Source organism: Actinophytocola xinjiangensis (genome assembly GCF_001921215.1).
Classification (GTDB): Bacteria; Actinomycetota; Actinomycetes; order Mycobacteriales; family Pseudonocardiaceae; genus Actinophytocola; species Actinophytocola xinjiangensis.
Genome location: NZ_MSIF01000007.1, coordinates 1 through 24,496, shown reverse-complemented (window position 1 = coordinate 24,496; position 24,496 = coordinate 1). Strand labels below are relative to the sequence as shown.

The 24,496-nt window shown below is 71.8% G+C and carries 24 protein-coding genes; 21 read left to right on the top strand and 3 right to left on the bottom strand.

Annotated features, from left to right (window positions below):
- Positions 1-27: 27 nt before the first annotated feature.
- Positions 28-603, bottom strand: coding sequence for a TetR family transcriptional regulator (locus tag BLA60_RS16310; protein WP_075133746.1), 576 nt, complete (start codon positions 601-603; stop codon positions 28-30).
- Between the two features lie 70 nt (positions 604-673).
- Here BLA60_RS16310 and BLA60_RS16305 point away from each other — a divergent pair, with 70 nt between their 5' ends.
- The 7 genes from BLA60_RS16305 to pheT all read left to right on the top strand — a co-directional run bounded on the left by BLA60_RS16305 (position 674) and on the right by pheT (position 7,629).
- Positions 674-1,135 carry a pyridoxamine 5'-phosphate oxidase family protein gene (locus tag BLA60_RS16305; protein WP_075133745.1) on the top strand — a complete coding sequence of 154 codons (462 nt, stop codon included), beginning with the start codon at positions 674-676 and terminating at the stop codon, positions 1,133-1,135.
- Between the two features lie 285 nt (positions 1,136-1,420).
- Positions 1,421-1,999 carry a translation initiation factor IF-3 gene (gene infC / locus BLA60_RS16300; RefSeq protein ID WP_075133744.1) on the top strand — a complete coding sequence of 193 codons (579 nt, stop codon included), beginning with the start codon at positions 1,421-1,423 and terminating at the stop codon, positions 1,997-1,999.
- A 133-nt stretch (positions 2,000-2,132) separates the two neighbouring features.
- The gene (gene rpmI / locus BLA60_RS16295) at positions 2,133-2,327 is read left to right on the top strand and encodes a 50S ribosomal protein L35 (RefSeq protein WP_075133743.1); all 195 of its coding nucleotides are present in this window, start codon (positions 2,133-2,135) and stop codon (positions 2,325-2,327) included.
- A gap of 62 nt (positions 2,328-2,389) precedes the next feature.
- Positions 2,390-2,764 (top strand): 50S ribosomal protein L20, encoded by a 375-nt coding sequence (gene rplT, locus BLA60_RS16290; RefSeq protein WP_075133742.1) that lies wholly within the window; start codon positions 2,390-2,392, stop codon positions 2,762-2,764.
- Positions 2,761-3,606 (top strand): TrmH family RNA methyltransferase, encoded by an 846-nt coding sequence (locus BLA60_RS16285; protein WP_075133997.1) that lies wholly within the window; start codon positions 2,761-2,763, stop codon positions 3,604-3,606. Before rplT ends, BLA60_RS16285 begins: the two co-directional genes overlap by 4 nt.
- A gap of 399 nt (positions 3,607-4,005) precedes the next feature.
- Positions 4,006-5,076: a phenylalanine--tRNA ligase subunit alpha gene (pheS, locus tag BLA60_RS16280; protein WP_075133996.1), complete on the top strand. Its 1,071-nt coding sequence runs from the start codon at positions 4,006-4,008 to the stop codon at positions 5,074-5,076.
- 33 nt (positions 5,077-5,109) lie between these two features.
- A complete protein-coding gene (gene pheT, locus BLA60_RS16275) occupies positions 5,110-7,629 on the top strand; it encodes a phenylalanine--tRNA ligase subunit beta (protein WP_075133741.1) in 2,520 nt (839 codons plus the stop codon).
- Between the two features lie 613 nt (positions 7,630-8,242).
- On the opposite strand, the gene BLA60_RS43305 is transcribed toward pheT, so the two are convergent.
- Positions 8,243-8,449, bottom strand: a complete 207-nt coding sequence (locus BLA60_RS43305; RefSeq protein WP_154814395.1) for a hypothetical protein — start codon at positions 8,447-8,449, stop codon at positions 8,243-8,245.
- Positions 8,450-8,771: 322 nt separating this feature from the next.
- Positions 8,772-9,467 carry a DNA alkylation repair protein gene (locus tag BLA60_RS16270; RefSeq protein ID WP_075133740.1) on the bottom strand — a complete coding sequence of 232 codons (696 nt, stop codon included), beginning with the start codon at positions 9,465-9,467 and terminating at the stop codon, positions 8,772-8,774.
- Positions 9,468-9,873: 406 nt separating this feature from the next.
- Between BLA60_RS16270 and BLA60_RS16265 the strand changes: the two genes are divergently transcribed.
- The 14 genes from BLA60_RS16265 to tyrS all read left to right on the top strand — a co-directional run bounded on the left by BLA60_RS16265 (position 9,874) and on the right by tyrS (position 24,187).
- Positions 9,874-11,220 (top strand): alpha/beta hydrolase, encoded by a 1,347-nt coding sequence (locus tag BLA60_RS16265; RefSeq protein WP_245812013.1) that lies wholly within the window; start codon positions 9,874-9,876, stop codon positions 11,218-11,220.
- A gap of 98 nt (positions 11,221-11,318) precedes the next feature.
- Positions 11,319-11,903 carry a hypothetical protein gene (locus BLA60_RS16260; protein WP_075133738.1) on the top strand — a complete coding sequence of 195 codons (585 nt, stop codon included), beginning with the start codon at positions 11,319-11,321 and terminating at the stop codon, positions 11,901-11,903.
- 153 nt (positions 11,904-12,056) lie between these two features.
- The gene (gene argC, locus BLA60_RS16255) at positions 12,057-13,091 is read left to right on the top strand and encodes an N-acetyl-gamma-glutamyl-phosphate reductase (RefSeq protein ID WP_075133737.1); all 1,035 of its coding nucleotides are present in this window, start codon (positions 12,057-12,059) and stop codon (positions 13,089-13,091) included.
- The gene (gene argJ, locus BLA60_RS16250; protein WP_075133736.1) at positions 13,088-14,242 is read left to right on the top strand and encodes a bifunctional glutamate N-acetyltransferase/amino-acid acetyltransferase ArgJ; all 1,155 of its coding nucleotides are present in this window, start codon (positions 13,088-13,090) and stop codon (positions 14,240-14,242) included. Before argC ends, argJ begins: the two co-directional genes overlap by 4 nt.
- Entirely contained in the window at positions 14,239-15,129 is an 891-nt protein-coding gene (argB, locus tag BLA60_RS16245; RefSeq protein WP_075133735.1) for an acetylglutamate kinase, read from the top strand. The genes argJ and argB overlap by 4 nt, the downstream gene beginning before the upstream one ends.
- A complete protein-coding gene (locus BLA60_RS16240) occupies positions 15,126-16,319 on the top strand; it encodes an acetylornithine transaminase (protein ID WP_075133734.1) in 1,194 nt (397 codons plus the stop codon). Before argB ends, BLA60_RS16240 begins: the two co-directional genes overlap by 4 nt.
- Positions 16,319-17,239, top strand: coding sequence for an ornithine carbamoyltransferase (argF, locus tag BLA60_RS16235; protein WP_075133733.1), 921 nt, complete (start codon positions 16,319-16,321; stop codon positions 17,237-17,239). The genes BLA60_RS16240 and argF overlap by 1 nt, the downstream gene beginning before the upstream one ends.
- Positions 17,236-17,757 carry an arginine repressor gene (locus BLA60_RS16230; protein ID WP_075133732.1) on the top strand — a complete coding sequence of 174 codons (522 nt, stop codon included), beginning with the start codon at positions 17,236-17,238 and terminating at the stop codon, positions 17,755-17,757. Before argF ends, BLA60_RS16230 begins: the two co-directional genes overlap by 4 nt.
- Positions 17,750-18,952, top strand: a complete 1,203-nt coding sequence (locus tag BLA60_RS16225) for an argininosuccinate synthase (RefSeq protein WP_075133731.1) — start codon at positions 17,750-17,752, stop codon at positions 18,950-18,952. Before BLA60_RS16230 ends, BLA60_RS16225 begins: the two co-directional genes overlap by 8 nt.
- The gene (gene argH / locus BLA60_RS16220; RefSeq protein ID WP_075133730.1) at positions 18,945-20,354 is read left to right on the top strand and encodes an argininosuccinate lyase; all 1,410 of its coding nucleotides are present in this window, start codon (positions 18,945-18,947) and stop codon (positions 20,352-20,354) included. Before BLA60_RS16225 ends, argH begins: the two co-directional genes overlap by 8 nt.
- A gap of 36 nt (positions 20,355-20,390) precedes the next feature.
- Entirely contained in the window at positions 20,391-20,966 is a 576-nt protein-coding gene (locus tag BLA60_RS16215) for a winged helix-turn-helix domain-containing protein (RefSeq protein WP_075133729.1), read from the top strand.
- The gene (locus BLA60_RS16210) at positions 20,963-22,204 is read left to right on the top strand and encodes an MFS transporter (protein ID WP_075133728.1); all 1,242 of its coding nucleotides are present in this window, start codon (positions 20,963-20,965) and stop codon (positions 22,202-22,204) included. The genes BLA60_RS16215 and BLA60_RS16210 overlap by 4 nt, the downstream gene beginning before the upstream one ends.
- Before the next feature lie 10 nt (positions 22,205-22,214).
- Entirely contained in the window at positions 22,215-22,859 is a 645-nt protein-coding gene (locus BLA60_RS16205; RefSeq protein ID WP_075133727.1) for a DNA-3-methyladenine glycosylase, read from the top strand.
- 56 nt (positions 22,860-22,915) lie between these two features.
- Positions 22,916-24,187, top strand: coding sequence for a tyrosine--tRNA ligase (tyrS, locus tag BLA60_RS16200; RefSeq protein ID WP_075133726.1), 1,272 nt, complete (start codon positions 22,916-22,918; stop codon positions 24,185-24,187).
- The last annotated feature ends 309 nt before the right edge of the window (positions 24,188-24,496 follow it).

Genomic DNA, 24,496 nt, shown 5'->3' with positions numbered 1-24,496 from the left:
ACGGGCACGGCGCCGTCACCGACCTGGTCAGGCGGGGCGGCGCCAGGCGTCGAGCACCGCGTGCAGGTCGGCGCGCAGCCGGTCGGTGAGGGCGCCGTGGGGGGCGAGGGCCCAGTCCTGCTGGGTTCCCTGCGCGGTGGCGTCGACGATGCGGGCGGCCCGCGCCGGGGGAGGGGCGCCGGGAAGGTCGGCCCCGGTGAGCAGGCCGGTGAGTACGCCCTGGACGCGGGCGCGGAGTTCCCGCAGGCCGGCGCGCAGGTGCGGGTCGGCGAGGTCGGTGCCCAGCTGGGCCAGGTGGTGGGTCACCGTGGCCGGGTCCTCCAGGCCCTCGGCGGTGACCAGCGTCGCGGCGATCACGGCGGCGACCGGGTCGTCCTGGGTGGCCGAGGCGGCGTGCATGCGTTGCTCGACGCCTTCGGCGGCGGTGGTCATCATCGCCAGCAGCAGGGCGTGCTTGGAGCCGAAGCGGCCGGCGACGGTGCCGACGGCCACGCCGGCCTCGGCGGCGACCTGGCCCAGCGTGAACCCCGGCCCGTGGCGGCCGATCACCCGCCCGCAGGCGGCGAGCAGTTCCTCGTCGGTGATCTTCCTCGGGCGGGCCACGGGGTTATTGAACCACGGCTCGGAAACCCGGCGTAGTATCCGAACAGTCATTCAGAAACGGGAGGGGTTCATGGGCACCTGGAAGGACGTCGAGGCCGACGCCCCGGAGTTCGCCGAACGGGTACGGACGGTGTTCACCGCCGGCACCAACAAGACCATCGCCACGCTGCGGGCCGACGGCTCGCCCAGGATCAGCGGCACCGAACTGGAGTTCCAGGACGGCCAGGTGACGCTCGGGATGATGGCCGGCGCACGCAAACTGCGCGACGTCCGCCGCGACCCGAGGGTGGCCATCCACAGCCCGACGATCGAGCCGCCCCAGGACGACCCGGTCGCCTGGCCCGGTGACGCCAAGGTCGCCGGCCGCCTGGTGGAGACCGCCCCGCCGGCCGACACGCCGCACGTGGGCGCCGGGTTCTTCCGGCTCGACCTCGCCGAGGTCGCCATGGTCCACCTCGGCGAGACGGGCGACCACCTGGTCATCGAGTCGTGGCATCCTGGCCGGGGATACCGCCGCCGCACCCGGGCCTGAGTCCGGGTCCCGGCGTGTCTGGTAATCTGTCCTGCGCGACCAGCCTCGCCCCGTGCGAGGCCGCGAAGTGGAGCCCCGCTCCCACCCGAGTCACTTCGGTGTCCGGGTCCGGTCGCCGCCGGTGGCGTCGGCGGGTTTCGATGCCAGCGGCGGTGTCCCGACATGCGTCGGGTCGACCGGTCGGTAGCGGGCCCCGTGCACCTCAGGTGCGCGGGGTTCGTGCTGTTTGGGGGGCACCACGACGCGAGCGTCGCCACGACAAGAGGATGAGCCGGGCACGGCTCTGTGAAATCGGCCCGAGGAGGCCCCATCAGCTCCGAGACACGTATCAACGACCGCATCCGAGTCCCGGAAGTCCGACTGGTCGGACCGAACGGCGAGCAGGTCGGAATAGTGCGCATCGAAGACGCACTCCGGCTGGCTCAGGAGGCGGACCTGGACCTCGTGGAGGTTGCCCCGCAGGCACGCCCGCCGGTCGCGAAGCTCATGGACTTCGGCAAGTACAAGTACGAGAGCGCGCAGAAGGCGCGGGAGTCCCGCCGGAACCAGCAGCTCACCGTGATCAAGGAGCAGAAGCTCCGGCCGAAGATCGACAAGCACGACTACGAGACCAAGAGGGGCCACGTCATCCGGTTCCTCGAGCACGGGAACAAGGTCAAGGTGACGATCATGTTCCGTGGCCGGGAGCAGTCCCGCCCCGAGCTGGGTTTCCGGTTGCTGCAGCGACTGGCCGACGACGTCGCCGACCTCGGCTTCGTCGAGGCGGCACCGAAGCAGGACGGCCGAAACATGATCATGGTGCTCGCACCGCACAAGTCGCAGAAGACGCGGCCCAAGGCCGGCGCGGGCACCGACACGGTCTGAACCGACGCCCCGGCGTCGGTTCAGTAACGGAGCGGGCACCAGACGCTCCGGACAACGAAGTGCGCATGGGAGCGCGAGCGTAGGCGCCGAGCCACCTGTGGCGAAGCGACCAACACGAGAAGGAAACTGACGAATGCCCAAGAACAAGACCCACTCCGGCGCGTCCAAGCGCATCCGGGTCACCGGCAAGGGGAAGCTCCGCCGCCAGCAGGCCGGCCTGCGGCACAAGCTGGAGAAGAAGTCCAGCAGGGTTACGCGCCGCCTGTCCGGCACCGCCGAGATCGCGCCGGCCGACGTGCGCCGAGTGAAGAAGCTGCTCGGCCGCTGAGCCGCACCCACCTTCCCTGACCACCCGGGCGGCATCGCCCCAGAGATCGACAGGATTTGACCGTGGCACGCGTCAAGCGGGCAGTGAACGCCCACAAGAAGCGCCGCACGACCCTTGAACTGGCCAGCGGCTACCGCGGCCAGCGCTCGCGGCTGTACCGCAAGGCGAAGGAGCAGACGCTCCACTCGCTCACCTACGCCTACCGGGACCGCCGCGCCCGCAAGGGTGACTTCCGCCAGCTGTGGATCACCCGTATCAACGCCGCGGCCCGCCTGAACGGCATGACCTACAACCGGTTCATCCAGGGCCTCAAGGCCGCCGGGATCGAGGTCGACCGCAAGATCCTCGCCGAGCTCGCCGTCAACGACGCGGCCGCGTTCGCCGCGCTGGTGGCCGTGGCCCGCGAGAACGCCGACCCGCAGGGCAAGGCTTCCTGAACACGCGACCGACCCGACCCGGGGACGGTCCGTTCACCGAACGGACCCCCCGGGTCGTCGCTGCCCGGGCCCTGACCCGCCGCGCCGGCCGGGACAAGGCCGGCCGCTTCCTCGCCGAAGGCGCCCAGGCCGTCCGCGAGGCCCTCCGCTGGGCCGCCGAAGGCCGTGGCCGGGTGCACGAGGTCTTCGTCACCGACCCGAGCGGCGACCTCGCCGCCGCGGCGACCGAGGCCGGCGTTCGAGTGTCCACGGTGACCGACCGCGCCGCCGCCGGACTGTCCGAAACCGTGACGCCGCAAGGGATCGTGGCGGTCTGCGATCTGCTGGACGTGCCGCTCGCCAACGCGCTGGCCGGCTCACCGGCACTGGTCGCCGTCCTGGTCGGCGTCGCCGACCCCGGCAACGCCGGCACCGTCATCCGGGTCGCCGACGCCGCCGGCGCCGACGCCGTTCTGCTCGCCGGGCACACCGTCGACCCGCACAACGGCAAATGCGTCCGCGCGTCCACCGGCAGCATCTTCCACCTCCCGATCGCCCGCGCCGCCTCGGTTCCCGACGTGCTCGCGGCCTGCCGCGACGCCGGTCTCGAACTGGTCGCCGCCGACGGGTACGCCACCGAGGATGTGGAATCGGCCACACCGGCCGCGCCGACCGCCTGGGTCTTCGGCAGCGAGGCCCACGGCCTGCCGGCCGAGGTCCTGGAGTCCGTCGACCGGGCACTGCGGGTTCCGTTGTACGGCGGCGCGGAAAGCCTGAACCTCGCGACGGCCGCCGCGGTGTGCCTGTACGCGACGGCCTGGCGGCGTCGCCGCGACCAGCGAGAAGGAATTTCCGGACGCTGATTGTCCACCGCCGCTTGTCCACTGCTTGTCCACTGCCGCAACACGTTGGCGACACCACGATTTTCCCCGGCGTGTTCTTTCGCGAATTTCGCGTAAGTGAGATGCCGATCCTTCTGCCCGGCGGTACATTTGGCCGGCGTCGAGAAAAGCGGTTGGCGGAATGCTCGTCCCGACGCCCGCCCCCGGGACGTCGTCGTCGCCGTTGTCGTCGCGGCCCGGAGCGCGGAGCACCACCCTCACCTGGGCAGCGGTCGCCGGGCTCACGTCCCGACGCGGCGTTCGACGGCGCTGCCTTCGGCCCCTGGCATCCGATCACCTAGGATCGCGGGTGCTCGGAGTGTGTCCACACAGCTCCGGGCGACCCGCCTGGCCACCGTCTACGGGAGCTGTTCACCGACCATGTCCGCAGCCAACGACTCCTACGATCCCAAGCAGGTCGCGGCCCTCGCGCCGGAGACCCTGCAGGCCGCCGTGGAGCAGGCGCGCAAGGAGTTCACCGCGGTGGGTGACCTGGACGAGCTGGCAGCGGCCAAGCCCGCTCACCTCGGTGACAAGTCACCGCTGATGGTCGCCCGGCGCGAGATCGGGGCGCTGCCACCCAAGGCCAGGTCCGAGGCCGGCAAGCGGGTCAACGAGGCGCAGAAGATCGTCCGCGACGCCTTCGACCTGCGGCGTACCGAGCTGGTCGCCGAACGTGACGAGCGCGTGCTCCGCGAGGAGGGCGTGGACGTCACGCTGCCGTGGAACCGCCAGCCGCGCGGCGCCCGGCACCCGATCGCGATGCTCTCCGAGCGGATCGCCGACGTGTTCGTCGGCATGGGCTACGAGGTGGCCGAAGGTCCCGAGCTGGAGACCGAGTGGTTCAACTTCGACGCGCTGAACTTCAAGAAGGACCATCCCGCGCGCACCATGCAGGACACCTTCTACGTCGCCCCGGCCGACTCCGGGCTGGTGCTGCGCACGCACACCTCGCCGGTGCAGATCCGGGCGCTGCTGGAACGTGACCTGCCGGTCTACGTCGTCTGCCCGGGCCGCACGTTCCGCACCGACGAACTGGACTCGACGCACACGCCGGTGTTCCACCAGGTCGAGGGCCTGGCCGTGGACAAGGGCCTGACGATGGCGCACCTGAAGGGCACGCTGGACGCGTTCGCCCGCGCGATGTTCGGGGACAAGGCGAAGATCCGGCTGCGGCCGTCGTACTTCCCGTTCACCGAGCCGTCGGCCGAGCCGGACGTGTGGTTCGAGGAGAAGAAGGGCGGCCCCGGCTGGGTCGAGTGGGGCGGCTGCGGCATGGTCAACCCGAACGTGCTGCGGGCCTGCGGGATCGACCCCGACGTCTACTCCGGTTTCGCGTTCGGCATGGGGATCGAGCGAACCCTCCAGTTCCGCAACGGCATTCCGGACATGCGGGACATGGTCGAGGGTGACGTGCGGTTCACCATGCCCTTCGGCACCGACGCTTCCTGAATCAGCTTTACGTAGTAACCGAAAGGAACACCCGTGCGGGTTCCCGTCAGTTGGCTCACCGAGCACCTGGAGACGGACGAGCGGTACACCGCCGAGCAGCTCGCCGACGCGTTCGTCCGGGTGGGGCTGGAGGTCGAGGAGGTCACGCCGCTCGGCCCGGTGACCGGACCGGTCGTGGTCGGCCGCGTGGCCGAGATCGAGGAGCTCTCCGAGTTCAAGAAGCCGATCCGGTACTGCCGCGTCGAGGTCTACGAGACCGACGACTACGAGGACATGGTCGCCGAGGGCTCCGACGAGCCCCGCGAACGCGGCATCGTCTGCGGTGCGACGAACTTCGTCGAGGGCGACCTGGTCGTGGTGGCGCTGCCGGGCGCGGTGCTGCCGGGCGGGTTCGCGATCTCCGCGCGCAAGACCTACGGCCGGATCAGCGACGGGATGATCTGCTCCGCCCGCGAACTGGGCCTTGGCGATGACCACACGGGCATCCTGGTGCTGCCCAGCGGTGAGGCCAGCCCCGGTGACGACGCGGTGGAGCTGCTGGGCCTGGACGACACGATCATCGAGCTGGCGATCACGCCGGACCGGGGTTACGCGTTCTCGATCCGTGGCCTGGCCAGGGAACTGGCCTGCGCGCTGGACGTCGCCGGTCGCGACGCGGCCGCGGTCGACGTCCCGGAGGCCGAGGGCGACGCCTACCGGGTGCGGATCGAGGACCGGGAGGGCTGCGAGCGGTTCGTGGCGCGCCGGATCACCGGGGTCGACCCGACCGCGCCGACCCCGTGGTGGGTGCGCCGGCGGCTGATGCTCGCGGGCATCCGGTCGATCTCGCTGGCGGTCGACGTGACGAACTACGTGATGCTCGAAACCGGGCAGCCGATGCACGCGTTCGACACGCCGTCGCTCACCGGGCCGATCGTCGTGCGCCGGGCCCACGAGGGCGAGACCCTGACCACGCTGGACGGCGTGAAGCGCAAGCTGGACCCGGACGACATCGTGGTGGCCGACGACTCGGGCGCGGTGTCGCTGGCCGGCGTGATGGGCGGCGAGTCGACCGAGGTGCGGTCCGACAGCACGGACATCCTGCTGGAGGCGGCGATCTGGGACCCGGCGTCGATCGCGCGGGCGGTGCGCCGGCACAAGCTGCCGAGCGAGGCGGCCAAGCGGTTCGAGCGCACGGTCGACCCGAAGCTGCCGCCGCACGCGCTGGAGCGCGCGGCGAGGCTGTTGCGTGACCACGCGGACGGCAGCATCCAGCCGGGCCGGACCGACGAGGGTGCCGCGCGTCCGCTGGCCCCGGTGACGATGCCGATCAGCCTGCCCGACCGGGTGGCCGGTATCGAGTACGACCGGGGTGTGACGGTGCGCCGGCTGACCCAGATCGGCTGCGGCATCGAGGTCGGCTCGACCGACGACGGGAAGCCGAGCGTGACCGTGGTGCCGCCGAGCTGGCGCCCGGACCTGGTCGAGCCGGCGGACCTGGTCGAGGAGGTGCTGCGTCTGGAGGGCTACGACACGATCCCGACGGAGCTGCCCAAGGCGCCGCCCGGCAAGGGTCTGACGCCGGCCCAGCGCCGCCGCCGCACCGTGGCCCGAGCCCTCGCCGAGGAGGGTTACGTCGAGGTCCTGCCCTTCCCGTTCGTGTCCCCCACCGTCTGGGACGACTTCGGCCTGCCCGCCGAGGACTCCCGGCGCCGCACGGTGACGGTCCTCAATCCCCTGGAGTCCGACCGGGGCGAGCTGGCGACGACGTTGTTGCCGGCGCTGCTGGACGTGCTGGTCCGCAACGTGTCCCGGGGGACCCGGGACGTGGCCCTGTTCAACGTCGGGCAGGTGGTTCTGCCCAAGGCCCAGCAGGTGCCGGTGCCCTCGGTCGGCGTGGCCGACCGTCCCGGCGCCGCGGACCTCGCGGCTCTCCACGCGGCCCTCCCCACCCAGCCGACGCACGTGGCCGTGGTCCTGGCGGGCCACCGTCAGCGGCCCGGCTGGTGGGGCCCCGGCGAACAGGCCAACTGGGCCGACGCCGTGCGCGCCGCCGAGATCGTCGCCGACGCGGCGGGCGTCGAGCTGACGGTCCGCAAGGCCGAGCTGGCTCCCTGGCACCCGGGCCGCTGTGCCCAACTGCTCGCCGGTGACGTGCCGGTCGGCTACGCGGGGGAGCTGCACCCCAAGGTCGTCGACGCGTTGGGGCTGCCCAAGCGCACCTGCGCCATGGAGCTGAACCTCACCAGCCTGCCGCTGGCGGACCGTCGCCCCGCGCCGTCCCCGTCGCCCTACCCGCCCGTCCTCCTGGACGTGGCCCTGGTGGTGGACGAGAAGGTGCCCGCCGCCGAGGTCGCCACCGCCCTCCACAACGGCGGCGGCGACCTCCTGGAGGACTTGAACCTCTTCGACGTCTTCACCGGCCCACAGATCGGGGAGGGCAAGCGTTCACTCGCCTACGCCCTCCGGTTCCGTGCCCAGGACCGAACGCTGACCCTGGAAGAGGCCACCGCCGCCCGCGACGCGGCCATCTCGACGGCCACCGAACGCCACGGCGCCACCCTCCGCGCCTGACCGACCCGGCTTGTGGTTCCGCCGGGCCAGCTTCTCGGTCCGACCGGTCAGGGCCTGGTTGGTCGCGGTCCTGACCGAGCGCGCCGGACCAGGCCTGCCGGAGCAGTCGGGTTGGCCCCGAGCCGGTTACCCGCTCGACCGATCCGGTAGGTCGCCTGCCCGAATCCGGCTGGTTGTCTGCCCGATCGGTCGCCGGGCTGGACTGTCGGATTGGTTGCTGGCTCGGTTGGTCGGGCTGGTTGCTTGTCCGGTTCGGCTGGTTGCCGGTCTGGACCGTCGGGTCGGTTGCCCGCTCGACTGATGGGGCAGGTCGCCCGCCCGGACCACCGGACCGGTCGCCTGCCCGAGCCGACCAGGCAGGCCACGGCTCGAACCGGCCGGCTTGTTCGGCCAGTTCGGCCGGACGACAGCCCACACCGAACACAGCCGGCCTCGCTCGACCGTTCGCGACCGGCTGCCTGGCGACCATCTGGCCCACCAGTCCGCCGACCCGTTCGGTCGACCCGTCGGCCCGCCTCGTCGCTTGGCCTCGACCACACTTCTCGGGTCGACCGCCAGGCCGCGCCCTGGCTCGGTCCGTACCGGCGCTGGCCGGCGCCGCGCTCGTCGCGGGTCAGCCGACCGTCGCGCCGCGCCGCCGCGCCGCCGTGCGGGTCGTGTCGCCGTGCTGGTCGTGCCGGTCTGCCGGCCGCGCCGCCGCACCGCCGTGCGGGTTGTGCCGCCGCGCCGGTCGTGCCGGTCTGCCGGCTGCGCCGCCGTGCCGGCTGCGCCGCCGTGCCGGCTGCGCCGCCGCGCCGCCGTACCGCAGTGCCGGCCGCACCGTCGCGCAGCCGTGCGGGTCGTGCCGCTGCGCCGCTATGCCGGCCGCGCCGCCATGCCGGTCGCGCCGCTGCGACCGTCGCGCCGTCGCGCCGGCCGTGCCGTCGTGTTGGTCACGTCGCCGTGCCGATCTGCGGTGATGTGCCGGCCGCGCACGGTCGGGTTGGCCTGGCCTTCAGGGGCGTGGTCGCCAGGGGCGGCCGCGCCTCCGGTGAAGGCGGTGGGCGTAGTCGACCTGCGGGCTGGGCGCCGTGTCCCGGGCGCTCCGCGTGGGTCGCGTATTCAGTTGTGGGGTGGACCTCCTCGGGTTGGGGCTGGGGATGTCAGAAGTGCTTGGTGGCCTCCTTGCGGGACAACGGGGACAGATCGGGGTGGGTGTCGACGAACGAGCGGACCCAGCCCGGTTCCGTCCGGGCCAGTTGGCGTAGTGCCCAGCCGATCGCCTTGCGGATGAAGAAGTCGCTGTCGGGCAGGTTGGGTTCGATCGTGTCGGTGAGCAGGGTGGTGTCGGTGTCCTCCTTGGCGTGCAGTTGGCTGATGATCGCCGTGCGGCGTTTCCACAGGTCGGGGTCGGTGGCCCAGCGGCGCAGGACGGGGGTCATCGTCGGGCGGTTGGCCTGGAGCAGCGGGCCGATGCGGCGGCTGGCCAGTTCGTCGACGTAGTCCCACCACGCGCCGGTGACGATCAGTTCCTCGTACAGCGGCAGCAGGTCGGGTGTCTGCCAGGGGGCGTACCGGCGCGCGCCGGTGAGGTCGACGGCCAGGTAGCGCTCCTCGCGGAACTCGGCCTCGCGCCACAGGGTCAGGACGGCGGCGCGCCACGATTCCTCGTCGCTGAGTGGGTGGGCGGCGAACAGCCCGCGCCCCAGTTCGCGGCGTCGCGGTGCCGGCACGCCCCGGAAGGGCAGCTCCGACTTCATGTAGCGGCGCATGTCCGGCGCCCTCGACGGGTCGGCCAATTCGGCCAGCCCGCCACGGACGGCGGTGATCAGGGCGTTGATCTCGGTGTTTCGGGTCATGCGCGCAACCTACGACGCGGCACCGACAACAACGGTGACTGCCACGATCGGGTTAACCGGCGGCCTGGGTATTTCCCAACACGCTCCGCGACAGGAAGGATTATCTCTCCTCGATCCGCGCGGATCACTGGGCCGAGAGAAGGAATGGGACGAAGTGAACAGAGTTGTTGCCCTGGTCGCGGCAGCGTGCGTCATGTCAAGTGCCCTGGTCGTAGCCCCGTCCTCCGGCGTCGCAGCCTCAGGGAAATCTGAGAAACAGTATCCGGAATTCACCCCTGATCCCCTGCAATGGGGTGAATGCGAGGCCGAGCAGCTCGTCGCCGCTGGTGCGGAATGCGGGTTTGTGTCGGTCCCTCTCGACTATTATCACCCGAACGGGGAGAAAATCCGGCTCGCTGTGTCACGAATGGCCCACACGTCCCCGGACGCGGCCTCGCAGGGGCCCATGCTGGTGAACCCCGGCGGCCCCGGCGGAGCCGGCCTGCAGTACTCGATCTTCGGCCAGTTCGTGCCCGACGGCGCCGGCGACACCTACGACTGGATCGGCTTCGACCCGCGCGGGGTCGGCGCCAGTGAGCCGTCGCTGAGCTGTGTCCCCGACTTCGACGGCTACGACCGCCCCGACTACGTCCCGATCAATCACTCGATCGAGCGAGCGTGGCTCACTCGATCGAAGGACTATGCCGACGCCTGTGAGGCGAACGCCGGCCCGCTGCTCGACCACATGACCACCGTGGAGGCCGCACTCGACCTGGAGAGTGTCCGCAAGGCCCTCGGCGCCGAGCAGCTCAACTACTACGGCTTCTCCTACGGCACCTACCTCGGTCAGGTCTACGCCACGATGTTCCCCGACCGCCTCCGCCGGGTGATCTTCGACGGCAACGTCGACCCGACCAGTGTCTGGTACCGGTCCAACCTGGAACAGAACGTCGCCTTCGAGCGCGCCATCACGGTCTACTTCGACTGGATCGCCCGCCATGACGACGTCTACCACCTCGGCACCACCGGCGGCGCGGTCGAGCGCCGGTACTACGCCGAGAAGGCGAGGCTGAGCGGGAACCCCGCCGGCGGGATCATCGGCCCCGACGAGCTGTCCGACCTGTTCCTCCAGGCCGGCTACTACGTCTACGGCTGGGAGGACGTCGCCGAGGCCTTCGCCGGCTGGGTCAGCGACCGCGACTGGGAGCCGCTGCGCGATCTCTACGGCAGCCCGCCCTTCGACGACAACGGGCACGCCGTCTACCTGGCCGTTGTGTGCACCGACGCTCCGTGGACACGCAGCTACCCCCGCTACCGGATGACCAACTGGGTGTCACATTTCCGAGCACCCTTCGCCTCGTGGGGCAACGCCTGGTTCAACAGCCCCTGCCTGACCTGGCCCGGCCGGTCCAGCCGGCCGACGAACGTCGACGGCAGCGGGGTGGACAGCGCCCTGCTGATCAACGAGACCCTGGACGCGGCGACACCGTTCACCGGCGCGCTGGAGGTCCGTGATCGGTTCCCGAACTCCGTGCTCATCGAGGGTGTCGGTGGCACCACCCATTCGGGTTCACTCTCCGGTGTGGCCTGTACCGACGACATCATCGTCGAGTACCTGCGCAGCGGCACGCTGCCGGCCCGCGGCTCCGCCAGGGCCGCCGACGTGCGGTGCGACCCGGTCCCGCAGCCGGAGCCGCAGCCCGCCGCCCAGCGGACCCTCGACCAGGACCAGAGCGACCAGCGGGCGGAGTTCGCCGCGACCGTCCCACGCTGAGTGCCGGCCGGGCGTCCGCGGGCGCCCGGCCATTCAGGTCTGGTCCACGTCTGGTGCAGCCCCCGCACCCATCCTGTTGGCGTGCGAGAGGACCTGACATGAGCACGAACCCCGGTGTGCCGTCGCTGGCCGCCCTCACCCCGCACTTCGCCATCACCGTCCTGGAGTGCGACCGGCCCGGCGCCGGCGCGTTCGGCGCGCTGCGCCGGTTCCTGCGCGCCACCCTGGCCGACCCCGGCCGCGCACACGCCGTCCGCCTGCGCGGTGAGCGGCTGCTGACCGCCCCCGGCACCGAGATCGAGGGCTTGGGCACCCTCGCCGACCTCGGGATCGGGTCGCTGTACGTGCTGGTCAGGGAGCGTTGGCAGAGCCCGCGCTGGTCCCGGCACGTCACCGACCTGACCCACGAGCTGACGGTGGCACTCAGCCGCCATCACCTGGTCGCGCTGCACAGCACGGTCTCCTCGGCGCTGTTGCGCCGGTGGGTCCGCGACCCGGAGACGCCCTACCGGTTCGTGCCGGAACCGGTCCTCGCCGAGACCTTCCCCGACGGTGGCGGCCTGGTCGCCTCGCCGGCCTGGTCGCGGCTGACCTCACCCGCCCGCCTCGACTTTCCCACCTTCGTCGCCGAGACGACCGACGCACTGGACCACCTGGCCAAGACCCTGGAACGAGCGGCCTGACCAGCCGCCAACTGGCCCGCCGTCAGGGCTGGCCGGGCGTCTGGACAGGTCGCGGTCGGCCAGCAGGACCGAACCGTCCGGACGGTCCGCCTGGTCACCGACCCGCCCACAACGCGTTTGAGTAAGTTTGCATCGGCGTGCATAATCATTCGTGTGACGGTACGGATCGCGGTTGGTGGCGCCAGTGGCTATGCCGGGGGAGAGCTCCTGCGGCTCCTGCTCAACCACCCCGACGTCGAGATCGGTGCGCTGACCGCCGGCGGCAACGCCGGTTCGACGCTCGCCGCCCACCAGCCGCACCTGGTGCCGCTCGCCAGCCGTGTGCTCGCCGAGACCACCGCCGACACCCTCGCCGGCCACGACGTCGTCTTCCTGGCGCTGCCGCACGGCCACTCGGCCGCGATCGCCGCCCAGCTGGGCCCGGACACGCTGGTCATCGACTGTGGCGCCGACCACCGGCTCACCGACCCCGCCGACTGGACCCGCTGGTACGGCGGCGACCACGCCGGCGCCTGGCCCTACGGCCTGCCCGAACTCCCCGGCGCCCGGGCCGCCCTCGCCGGCGCCACCCGGATCGCCGTCCCCGGCTGTTACCCGACGGGCGCCAGCCTCGCCCTCGCCCCCGCGCTCGCGGCCGGGCTGGTCGAGCCGGACGTGGTGGTGGTCTCGGTCAGCGGCACCTCGGGCGCGGGCAAGTCGCCGCGGCCGTCGCTGCTGGGGTCGGAGGTCATGGGGTCGGCCAGCGCCTACGGGGTCGGCGGCGCCCACCGGCACACGCCGGAGATCGCCCAGAACCTCGCCGCGGCCGCCGGCGGGCCGGTGACCGTGTCGTTCACGCCGGTGCTCGCCCCGATGCCGCGCGGGATCCTGACCACCGCCTCCGCCCCGGTCCGGCCGGGCGTGGACGTCGCGGCCGCCGCCGAGGTCTACCGCACGGCCTACGCCGACGAGCCGTTCGTGCACCTGCTCAACCGTGACGGCGACCTCTGGCCGGCGACCGCCGCCACGCTCGGCTCCAACGCCGTCCACCTGCGGGTCACCGTGGACCCTGGCGCCGGGCGGCTGGTGGCCGTCGCCGCGCTGGACAACCTGACCAAGGGGACGGCGGGTGCCGCCGTCCAGTCGATGAACATCGCCCTGGGCCTGCCGGAAACGACCGGCCTGTCAACAGTGGGAGTCGCGCCATGAGTGTCGTCAGGTCGGGTTTCCGGGCGGCGGGGGTCGCCGCCGGGATCAAGAGCAGCGGGGCGAAGGACGTGACCCTCGTGGTCAACGACGGCCCGCTCGACCTCGCCGCCGGGGTGTTCACCACCAACAAGGTCAAGGCCGCCCCGGTCCTGTGGTCCCAGCAGGTCATCGCGACCGGCCGGGCGAGGGCCGTGGTGCTCAACTCCGGCGGCGCCAACGCCTGCACCGGCCCCGAGGGCTTCGGCGACACCCACGCCACGGCCGAGCACGTCGCCGCCGTCCTGGGCGTCGGCGCGGTCGACGTCGCCGTGTGCTCCACCGGGCTGATCGGCGAGCGGCTCCCGATGGACCGCCTGCGCGCCGGCATCGACGACGCCGCCGCTCGCCTGGCCGGCACCGCCGAGGCCGGCACGGACGCGGCCACCGCCGTGATGACCACCGACACCGTCCCCAAGCAGGCCGGGGTCGCCGGCGACGGCTGGTCGGTCGGCGGTTTCGCCAAGGGCGCCGGCATGTGCGCGCCCAACATGGCCACGATGCTCGCCGTGCTCACCACCGACGCCGTGCTCGATCCGGCGGAGTTGGACCCGGCGCTGCGCGCGGCCGTGACCACCACCTTCAACCGGCTCGACGTCGACGGCGGCACCTCCACCAACGACACCGTGCTGCTGCTGTGCTCCGGCGCCTCGGGTGTGAGGCCCGCTCCCGGCACGTTCGCCGAGGCGCTGCGCGCGGCCTGCGCCGAACTGGTCGCCCAGTTGCAGGCGGACGCGGAGGGCGTGACCAAGCACGTCACGGTCACCGTGCGCGGCGCCGGGACCGACGAGGGTGCGGTGGCCGCGGCCCGCGCGGTGGCCGGCGACAACCTGTGCAAGACCGCGTTCTTCGGCTCCGACCCGAACTGGGGGCGGATCGCGATGGCCGTGGGCAACGCGCCGGTGGACTTCGACCCGGCGGACCTGGACATCACGCTCAACGGCGTGCCGGTCTGCCGGGCCGGCACGGCGGGGGAGGACCGCGCGAAGGCCGACCTGAGCGGGCGGGACGTCACCGTCGAGATCGATCTGCACGCGGGCGAGGGCGTGGGCACGGTGCTGACCACCGACCTGTCCCACGGCTACGTCGAAGAGAACAGCGCGTACTCCACGTGAGCGCCGTCGACGACGCCCAGGAGAAGGCCGCCGTCCTGATCGAGGCGCTGCCGTGGTTGCAGCGTTTCCACGACGCGACGGTGGTGGTGAAGTACGGCGGCAACGCCATGGTCGACGACACGTTGAAGGCGGCCTTCGCGCAGGACATGGTGTTCCTGCGGCTGGCCGGTCTGCGTCCGGTGGTGGTGCACGGCGGCGGGCCGCAGATCACCGCGATGCTCGACCGGCTGGGCATCCCCGGCGAGTTCCGGGGCGGTCTGCGGGTGACGACGCCGGAGACCATGGACGTGGTCCGGATGGTGCTCACCGGCCAGGTCAGCCGCGAGCTGGTGGCGTTGATCAACACCCACGGCCCGTACGCGGTGGCCATCTCCGGTGAGGACGCGAACCTGCTCACCGCGCGCCGCCGGACCACGACCGCCGCCGGCGAGCCGGTGGATCTGGGGCTGGTGGGTGACGTGGTGGCGGTCAACCCGGACGCGGTGCTCGACATCGTCCGCGCCGGTCGGATCCCCGTGGTGTCCACCGTGGCCGCCGACGCGGATGGCTTGGCGCACAACGTGAACGCCGACACGGCGGCGGCGGCGATCGCGGTCGCGTTGCGGGCGGAGAAGCTCGTCATGCTGACCGACGTCGAAGGCCTCTACGCGGACTGGCCGAACCGGGACTCGTTGCGCCACCAGATCCGCGCCGGTGAGCTGCGGCGGCTGCTGCCCGGTCTGGCCAGCGGGATGATCCCGAAGATGGAGGCCTGCCTGGAGGCGGTCGACGGCGGGGTGCCGCGCGCGCACGTGATCGACGGGCGGCTGGCGCACGCGGTGCTGCTGGAGGTGTTCACCGGCAGCGGTGTGGGAACGATGGTGTTGCCGGAGGAGGAGACGACATGATCAAGTCCAATGTGGATGGTCAGGCCCGCTGGCGGTCGGCGCTCATGGACAACTACGGCACCCCGCGCCTGACCCTGGTCCGCGGCGAGGGAGCGTACGTCTGGGACGCCGACGGCAACCGCTACCTCGACCTCGTCGGCGGCATCGCGGTCAACGCCCTTGGCCACGCCCACCCGGCGGTCGTCGCGGCGGTCACCGAGCAGATCACCACCCTCGGCCACACCTCCAACCTCTACGTCAACCCGGTCACCGTCGAACTGGCCGAGGCCCTGCTCGACGTCGCCGGCCTCACCGGGGCGGCCAAGGTGCTGTTCTGCAACTCCGGTGCCGAGGCCGTCGAGGCCGCGGTGAAACTGACCCGGCTCACCGGCCGCGGCGGGATCGTCGCCTGCGACGGCGCGTTCCACGGCCGCACCATGGGCGCGCTCACCGTCACCGGCCAGCCCGGCAAGCGGACCCCGTTCGAGCCGCTGCTGCCCGGCGTCACGCACGTCCCGTTCGGCGACGTCGACGCCCTGCGCGCGGCGGTCGGCCCGGACACCGCCGCCGTGTTCGTCGAGCCGGTGCTCGGCGAGGGCGGCGTGTACCCGGCCCCCGACGGCTACCTGCGGGCCGCCCGCGAGATCACCGAGCGGGCCGGCGCGCTGCTGGTCGTCGACGAGGTGCAGACCGGGATCGGCCGGCTCGGCGGCTGGTTCGCCTTCCACCAGGCCGGCATCACCCCGGACGTGGTCACCCTCGCCAAGGGCCTCGGCGGCGGCCTGCCGATCGGCGCGTGCGTCGGCGTCGGCCGCGCCGCCGACCTGCTCGGGCCCGGTCAGCACGGCACGACCTTCGGCGGCAACCCGGTCACCAGCGCCGCCGGTCTCGCCGTGCTGCGCACGATCGCCGCCGAGGACCTGTGCGAGCGGGCGACGACCCTGGGCAATGAGATCGTCGCCGGGGTCGAGGCACTGGGCCACCCGCTGGTCACCGAGGTGCGCGGCGCCGGTCTGCTGCTGGGCATCGGCCTGGCCCGGCCGGTGTCGGCGGCGGTGGCCCACGCGGCCGAACGGGCCGGCTACCTGGTCAACAACGTCCAGCCGGACACCATCCGGCTGGCCCCGCCGCTGATCGTCGACACCGAGCAGCTGCACGGGTTCCTGGCCGCGCTGCCGGCCGCTCTCGACGCCGCGAGCAAGGAGTCCTGATGGTGCGCCACTTCCTCCGCGACGACGACCTGACCCCCGCCGAGCAGGCCGTGGTCCTCGACCTCGCCGACCGGTTCAAGGCCGACCGGCACTGCTCGGACGCGCTGGCCGGCCGGGCCGTGGCGACGATCTTCGAGAAGAACTCCACCCGCACCCGGCTGTCCTTCGAGGTCGGCATCGCCCAGCTCGGCGGCCAGCCGGTCGTGGTCGACGGGCGCACGATGCAGCTGGGCCGCGAGGAGACCATCGAGGACACCTCCCGTGTGCTGTCCCGCTACGTCGACGTCGTCGTCTGGCGCACCTACGCGCAGGCCAGGATGACGGCGATGGCCTCGGCCGCCACGATCCCGGTGGTCAACGCGCTGACCGACGAGTTCCACCCCTGCCAGGTCCTCGCCGACCTGCAAACCATCCGTGAGCGCCTCGGCCGCCTCGCCGGCCTGACTCTCACCTATCTGGGTGATGGCGCGAACAACATGGCCCACTCGCTGTTGCTCGGCGGCGCCACCGCCGGCCTGAACGTGCGGATCGCCGGCCCGGAGGGGTTCGTTCCGCACGGCGAGGTCATGCTCGACGCGAAACGGCGCGCGCAGGAGACCGGCGGCAGCGTGGCGCTGTACGTGGACCCGCACGCCGCCGTCGAGGGCGCCGACGTGCTGGTCACCGACACCTGGACGTCCATGGGCCAGGAGAACGACGGCAAGGACCGGGTCGCCCCGTTCCGGCCCTACCAGGTCAACGCCGGTCTGCTGGCCAGGGCGGCCCAGGGCGCGATCGTGCTGCACTGCCTGCCGGCGCACCGGGGCTGGGAGATCACCGACGACGTTCTGGACGGCCCGTCGAGCGCCGTGTGGGACGAGGCGGAGAATCGTCTGCACGCCCAGAAGGCGTTGCTGGCCTGGCTGGTGGAGCAGCGGTGACCGCCGCCAACCCCACCCGGGTCGCCCGGCAGGCCCGGATCGTCGAACTGGTGTCGTCGATGGGCATCCGCAGCCAGACCGAACTGGCCAGGCTCCTGGCCGGCGAGGGCATTGACGTCACCCAGGCCACGCTCTCCCGCGACCTCGACGAACTCGGCGCGGTCAAGCTGCGCGGCGCCGACGGCGGCGCGGCGGTCTACGTGATCCCCGAGGACGGCAGCCCGGTCCGCGGGGTGCAGGGCGGCACGTCGCGCCTGGGCCGGCTGCTGGCCGAGTTACTCGTCTCCGCGGACTGTTCGGCGAACCTGACGGTCCTGCGAACCCCGCCCGGTGCCGCGCAGTTCCTGGCCAGCGCGATCGACCGGGCCGCTCTGCACGAGGTGGTCGGCACCATCGCCGGTGACGACACCGTGATGGTCATCGCCAGGGAACCGTTGTCCGGCTCGGATCTGGCTGAGCGTTTCCGCGCTCTCGCCGCACGAACTCACGTTGAAGAAGGAGAAAAGCACCATGACTGAACGGATCGTCCTCGCCTACTCGGGCGGTCTGGACACGTCCGTGGCGATCGGCTGGATCGCCGAGGAGACCGGCGCGGAGGTGGTCGCCGTGGCCGTCGACGTCGGCCAGGGCGGCGAGGACCTCGACACCATCCGCAAGCGCGCGCTGGACTGCGGCGCGGTGGAGGCCGTGGTCACCGACGCGCGCGACGAGTTCGCCGACGAGTACTGCCTGCCGGCGCTGCAGGCCAACGCGCTCTACATGGACCGCTACCCGCTGGTGTCGGCGATCTCCCGGCCGGTGATCGTCAAGCACCTGGCCGAGGCGGCCAAGTACCACGGCGCGACCACGGTCTCGCACGGCTGCACCGGCAAGGGCAACGACCAGGTCCGGTTCGAGGTCGGCATCGGCGCGCTGGCCCCCGACCTGCGGGTCATCGCCCCGGTCCGTGACTTCGCCTGGACCAGGGAGAAGGCCATCGCCTGGGCGCACGACCGCAACCTGCCGATCGACCAGACGAAGTCCTCGCCCTACTCGGTGGACCAGAACGTGTGGGGCCGGGCGGTGGAGACCGGGTTCCTGGAGGACATCTGGAACGCGCCGATCGAGGACGTCTACTCCTACACCGACAACCCGGCCGTGCCCCGCGACGCCGACGAGGTGACCATCACCTTCGACAAGGGCGTCCCGGTCGCGATCGACGGCGAGACGGTGACCGTGTTGCAGGCCATCCAGCAGCTCAACCGGCGTGCCGGCGCGCAGGGCATCGGCCGGCTGGACATGGTCGAGGACCGGCTGATCGGCATCAAGAGCCGGGAGGTCTACGAGGCCCCGGGCGCGATCGCGCTGATCACCGCCCACCAGGAGCTGGAGTCGGTCACGGTCGAGCGTGACCTGGCCCGGTTCAAGCGTGGGATCGAGCAGCGCTGGTCGGAGCTGGTCTACGACGGCCTGTGGTTCTCCCCGCTCAAGGACGCGCTGGACACGTTCGTCGCCAAGACCCAGGAGCACGTCTCCGGCGAGATCCGGATGACCATGCACGCTGGTCGTGCCGTGCCGACCGGCCGGCGCAGCGAGCAGTCGCTCTACGACTTCAACCTCGCCACCTACGACGAGGGCGACACCTTCGACCAGTCGCTGGCCAAGGGTTTCGTGCAGCTGTGGGGCCTTCCGTCGAAGATCGCCGCCAAGCGCGACCTGCACCACCATGCCTGAGCCCGTCCAGTTGTGGGGTGGCCGCTTCGCCTCGGGTCCGGCCGAGGCGATGGCGGCGCTGTCCGCGTCGACCCACTTCGACTGGCGGTTGGCGCCCTACGACATCGCCGGTTCGAAGGCGCACGCCCGCGTGTTGCACCAGGCCAAGCTGCTGACCGATGACGAGCTGGCCGGCATGTTGTCCGCGTTGGACACACTGCTCGCCGACGTCGGGTCGGGGGCGTTCACCCCGACGGTCGCCGACGAGGACGTGCACACCGCCCTGGAACGCGGTCTGATCGAGCGCGCCGGTGCCGACCTTGGCGGCAAGCTGCGGGCGGGGCGTTCGCGCAACGACCAGGTGGCGACGCTGTTCCGGATGTGGCTGCGGGACGCCGCGCGCCGGGTCGCCACCGGCGTGACCGGTGTCGTGGACGCGCTGCTGCACCAGGTGGACACGCATCCGGCGGCGGTCATGCCGGGGCGGACACACCTGCAGCACGCCCAGCCGGTGCTGCTGTCCCACCACCTGCTCGCGCACGTCCAGTCGCTGCTGCGTGACCTGGACCGGGTGCGGGACTGGGACCGGCGGGCGGCGGTGTCGGCCTACGGGTCGGGCGCGCTGGCCGGCTCGTCGCTGGGGCTCGACCCGGTGGCGGTGGCCGCCGAGCTGGGTTTCGACGCTGCGGCGGAGAACTCGATCGACGGCGTCGCCTCCCGCGACTTCGCGGCCGAGCTGGCGTTCTGCCTGGCCATGCTGGGGGTGAACCTGTCCAGGATCGCCGAGGAGGTGATCATCTGGACCACCGCCGAGTTCGGCTACGCCGTGCTCGACGACGCGTGGGCGACCGGCAGTTCGATCATGCCGCAGAAGAAGAACCCGGACGTCGCCGAGCTGACCAGGGGGAAGTCCGGTCGGCTGATCGGCAACCTGACGGGTCTGCTGGCCGTGCTCAAGGCCCAGCCGTTGGCCTACAACCGCGATCTGCAGGAGGACAAGGAGCCGCTGTTCGACTCGGTCGAGCAGCTGGAGCTGTTGTTGCCGGCGATCGCGGGCATGGTCGGCACGCTGCGTTTCGACGAGGCGCGGATGGCGTCGATGGCGCCGGCCGGGTTCACGTTGGCGACCGACGTGGCCGAGTGGCTGGTGCGTCAGGGAATCCCGTTCCGGGTGGCGCACGAGGCGGCGGGGGACTGTGTGCGGGTCGCGGAGTCCCGGGGTGTCGGTCTGGCGGAGCTGACCGACGAGGAGCTGGTCGGGGTGCATCCGGCGTTGTCGCCGGAGATCCGTGACGTGTTGACCGTGGAGGGGTCGATCGCGTCCCGGGACGCGTTCGGCGGGACGGCCCCGTCGCGGGTCCAGGAGCAGCGGGTCAGGGTGGGGGAGGTGCTCGCCGACCTGCGGACCTGGCTTGCACAATAGTTGTGCAAAACATGTGTGCACACTTATTGTGCACGCATGACCGAAGGACACATCCAACTGGACGGCCGCGCCCTGCGAGTGCTCGCGCACCCGCTCCGGGCGCGGCTTCTCTCCGAACTGCGCGTCCACGGCGCCGCCACCGCCACCACCCTCGCCGAACGGCTCACCACCAACACCGGCGCCACCAGCTACCACCTGCGCAAACTCGCCGAAGTAGGCCTCGTCGAGGAGACCGGCGACGGCCGGGGCAAACAACGCTTCTGGGCCGCCGCCCAGGAGTCCCACAGCTGGACCGACGCCGACGCCGTCGGTGACCCGGACGCCCTGGCCGCCGCCGGCTGGCTGCGCCAGCACTACTGGGCCGGCATGAGCGAGAAGGTCGCGCGCTGGGAGGACGCCCGCCCCCGCTGGCCCGCCGCCTGGCGCGACGCCGCCGGCATGTCCGACATGCTCCTCGACCTCACCCCCGAGCAGCTCCGCGCACTCAACGACGAGATCGACGAGGTCGTCCTGCGCCACCAGACGGCCGCGGCCCGGACACCCGCCGAGGGCGCCCGCCGGGTCACGTTCCTCTACTACGTGCTGCCCACCGAGCCCGACGACGTGCCGTGACCGCCCGCCAGACCTACCACCGCTACCTCGTCCTGGTGGCCCTGCGCTGGTTACCCGTCGGCCTGTGGGTGCCGATCACCGTGCTGCTGCCGCTGGACCGGGGCCTCACCCTCGCCGAGGCCGGCCTGGCCGCCGCCCTGCAGGGCTTCGTCGTCCTGGCCCTCGAACTGCCCACCGGCGGACTGTCCGACTCCTGGGGTCGCCGCCCGGTCCTGCTGGCCGCCGCGGGCGTGGCCATCGCGTCGATGTCGCTGGTCCTCGTCGCCGACACGTTCGCCCTGTTCGCGGTCGTCTACCTGTTCCAGGGCGTGTACCGGGCGCTGGACTCCGGCCCGCTGGACGCCTGGTACGTCGACGCGGCCCTCGCCGAGAACCCGGACGCCCGGCTCGAACGGGGCCTGGGCGCCGGCGGCACGGTCCTCGGGCTCGCCGTCGCCGCCGGCGCGCTGACCAGCGGCGGGATCGTCGCCTGGGTGTCCGTGCCGGGAATCCCGACCCTGGTCCTGCCGGTGATCCTCGGCCTGGTCGTGCAGGTCGCCGGGCTCGTCGCCATCGCCCTGCTGGTCCACGAACCCCCGCACCCGTCCGGCCGCCGCCGCTTCCTGCCCTCCCTCAGGCAGGTACCCAGCGTGATCGCCGACGGCGTCCGGATCGTGCGCGGCTCCCGGATCCTCGCCTGCCTGCTGGCCGTCGAGCTGTTCTGGGGCTTCGGCATGGTCACCTTCGAGACGCTGCTGCCCGTACACCTGTCCGACCTGCTCGGCAGCACCGAACGGGCCGCCGCGGTCATGGGTCCGGCCGGTGCCGCCGGCTGGCTCGCGGCCGCCGCCGGCGCCGCCCTCGCCCCGCTGCTCGCCGCCCGGTTGGGCGTCGCCCTGACGGCTGGCCTGTTACGCATCGTGCACGGCATCACCGTCGTCGGCATGGGCCTGCTCGCCGGCCCGGCCGGCGCGCTGACCGGCTACCTCGCCGCCTACCTCGTGCACGGCGGGAGCAACCCGGTGCACCTGACCCTGCTGCACCGGGAGGTCGCCAACGACCACCGGTCGACCGTGGTGTCGATGAACTCGATGATGAGCCAGCCCGCCGGGGCGATCGGCCTGATCAGCCTCACCGCGCTGGCCACCGCGACCTCCCCGTCGGCCGCGATCGTCGTCGGCGCCGTCGTCCTGGCGCTGGCCGCGCCGCTCTACCTGCCGGCGATGCGCGCGGAACGCCGCCGCCCGGTCGCCGTATAGGGTCACCGCCGTGTCCGTCGCCGGTGATCCGCCCCAGTCCCGGCAACTCGACCGTGCCGCCCTGGCCGTGGACCCGATCGACGCCGCCAAGCTGCTGCTCGGCTGCGAACTGGAGTCCACGACCCCGTCCGGCACCGTCCGTGTCCGCCTGGCCGAGGTCGAGGCCTACCGGGGCGGCGACGACCCTGCGTCACACTGCTATCGGGGCAGAACTCCACGCAATGAGGTGATGTTCGGTCCAGCCGGTCATCTCTACGTGTACTTCGTGTACGGCATGCACTTCTGCGCCAACGTCGTCTCGCTGACCGACGGCGTCCCCGGCGCCGTCCTGCTGCGCGGGGGAGAGGTCGTCGAAGGCCTCGACCTGGCCCGCTCCCGCCGCCCGGCCGCCCGCTCGGACGCCGACCTGGCCAAGGGGCCGGCCAAGCTCACCGGCGTCCTCGGCCTGGAACGCGGCCACAACGGCGTCGACCTCACCGACCCCGACTCGCCGGTACGCCTGCTCGCCGGCGACCCGGTGCCCCCGTCCGCCATCCGCACCGGACCGCGCGTCGGCGTCGCCGTGGCCATGGACGTGCCGTGGCGGTTCTGGGTCGACGGCTCACCCGCGGTCTCCACCTACCGCCGGGGCGGCAAGGCGACCCGACGGCGCTGAGACCCGGCGCTGAAACCCGCACGACCACCACGGGTCCGGTACGGGAGTATTGGCCCGTGGAGCACATTCTCGACGAGCTGACCTGGCGCGGGCTGATCGCGCAGTCCACCGACCTCGACGCGCTGCGGCGCGACCTCGACGCCGGACCGCTGACCCTCTACGCCGGCTTCGACCCGACCGCGCCGAGCCTGCACGCCGGCAACCTGGTGCCGCTGCTCATGCTGACCAGGTTCCAGCGAGCCGGACACCGGCCGATCGTGCTCGCCGGCGGCGCGACGGGCATGGTCGGCGACCCGCGTGACCAGGGCGAACGCACGCTCAATACGTTGGACGTGGTGGCCGAGTGGGCCGAGCGCATCCGTGGGCAGCTGGAACGGTTCGTCGAGTTCGACGACCCGAGGACCGGCGCGATCATGGCCAACAACCTCGACTGGACCGGGCAGTTGTCGGTCCTGGAGTTCCTGCGCGACGTCGGCAAACACTTCTCGATCAACGTCATGCTCGCCCGGGACACCGTCAAACGCCGTCTCGAGACCGACGGCATGTCCTACACCGAGTTCAGCTACCTGCTGCTCCAGTCGCACGACTACCTGCGGCTGTTCCGCGAGTACGGGTGCGCGCTCCAGGTCGGCGGGTCCGACCAGTGGGGCAACATCCTCGGCGGCGTCGAACTGGTCCGCCGCGTCGACGGCGGATCGGTGCACGCGCTGACCGCGCCGCTGGTCACCGACGCCGACGGCCGCAAGTTCGGCAAGTCCACCGGCGGCGGCAACATCTGGCTCGACCCCGCGCTGACCTCGCCGTACGCCTGGTACCAGTACTTCGTGAACGTGGGGGACGCGGACGTCGTCCGCTACCTGCGGCTGTTCACGTTCCTGCCGCGCGAGGAGATCGACGAGCTGGCGGCCGACACCGAGCAACGCCCGCACCTGCGCGCGGCCCAACGCCGCCTGGCCGAGGAGTTCACCCGGCTCGTGCACGGCGACCACGAGACCAGGCAGGTCATCGCGGCCAGCCAGGCCCTGTTCGGGCGCGGTGAGCTGGGGGAACTGGACGAGTCGACGCTGGACGCGGCCATGGCCGAGGCGCCGACCGGTGCCGTCCGCCTGGCCGACGGGCCGACGATCCTCGACCTGCTGGTGACCTCCGGACTCACGCCGAGCAGGGGCGCGGCGCGACGTGCGGTGAACGAGGGTGGGGCGTACGTGAACAACGCTCGGATCGCCGACGAGGAGTGGCAGCCGGCCGTTACCGATCTGTTGCATGGGCGTTGGCTCGTGGTGCGCCGGGGCAAGCGTGCGACGGCAGGGGTCGAAGTGGCACCCTGACCAGGCAAAACAACCCTTAAGGGGGGGTGGTTGAAACCCCCTTTTCAGGGCCGTGTAACTTTCTCTCTGCCAGCGCGGAACGGGCCCGGAACACCGGGAACGAGCGCCGGCAGGGGGTCACGAACCAAGCTCTCACGACAGTGATAGAGTGGGTGACCTTCGGCCCGGAGAGATCCGAGCCACCCGAGGACCAAGCCCCCGGATCATAGCTCTTGCAGTGTGTGACGGGTGTGCGTGTGTTGTTTGAGAACTCAACAGTGTGCCGATAAATGCTAGTGAGCTTGTGCCTGGCCTTTTGGACAGGTTAAT

What these genes read in the sequence shown, in the direction of transcription:
- BLA60_RS16305 (WP_075133745.1), top strand. Translation starts at nt 674, where the DNA reads ATGGGCACCTGGAAGGACGTCGAGGCCGACGCCCCGGAGTTCGCCGAA.
- rpmI (WP_075133743.1), top strand. Translation starts at nt 2,133, where the DNA reads ATGCCCAAGAACAAGACCCACTCCGGCGCGTCCAAGCGCATCCGGGTC.
- pheS (WP_075133996.1), top strand. Translation starts at nt 4,006, where the DNA reads ATGTCCGCAGCCAACGACTCCTACGATCCCAAGCAGGTCGCGGCCCTC.
- BLA60_RS16270 (WP_075133740.1), bottom strand. Translation starts at nt 9,467, where the DNA reads ATGACCCGAAACACCGAGATCAACGCCCTGATCACCGCCGTCCGTGGC.
- BLA60_RS16265 (WP_245812013.1), top strand. Translation starts at nt 9,874, where the DNA reads ATGGCCCACACGTCCCCGGACGCGGCCTCGCAGGGGCCCATGCTGGTG.
- BLA60_RS16260 (WP_075133738.1), top strand. Translation starts at nt 11,319, where the DNA reads ATGAGCACGAACCCCGGTGTGCCGTCGCTGGCCGCCCTCACCCCGCAC.
- argJ (WP_075133736.1), top strand. Translation starts at nt 13,088, where the DNA reads ATGAGTGTCGTCAGGTCGGGTTTCCGGGCGGCGGGGGTCGCCGCCGGG.
- BLA60_RS16240 (WP_075133734.1), top strand. Translation starts at nt 15,126, where the DNA reads ATGATCAAGTCCAATGTGGATGGTCAGGCCCGCTGGCGGTCGGCGCTC.
- argF (WP_075133733.1), top strand. Translation starts at nt 16,319, where the DNA reads ATGGTGCGCCACTTCCTCCGCGACGACGACCTGACCCCCGCCGAGCAG.
- BLA60_RS16225 (WP_075133731.1), top strand. Translation starts at nt 17,750, where the DNA reads ATGACTGAACGGATCGTCCTCGCCTACTCGGGCGGTCTGGACACGTCC.
- argH (WP_075133730.1), top strand. Translation starts at nt 18,945, where the DNA reads ATGCCTGAGCCCGTCCAGTTGTGGGGTGGCCGCTTCGCCTCGGGTCCG.
- BLA60_RS16215 (WP_075133729.1), top strand. Translation starts at nt 20,391, where the DNA reads ATGACCGAAGGACACATCCAACTGGACGGCCGCGCCCTGCGAGTGCTC.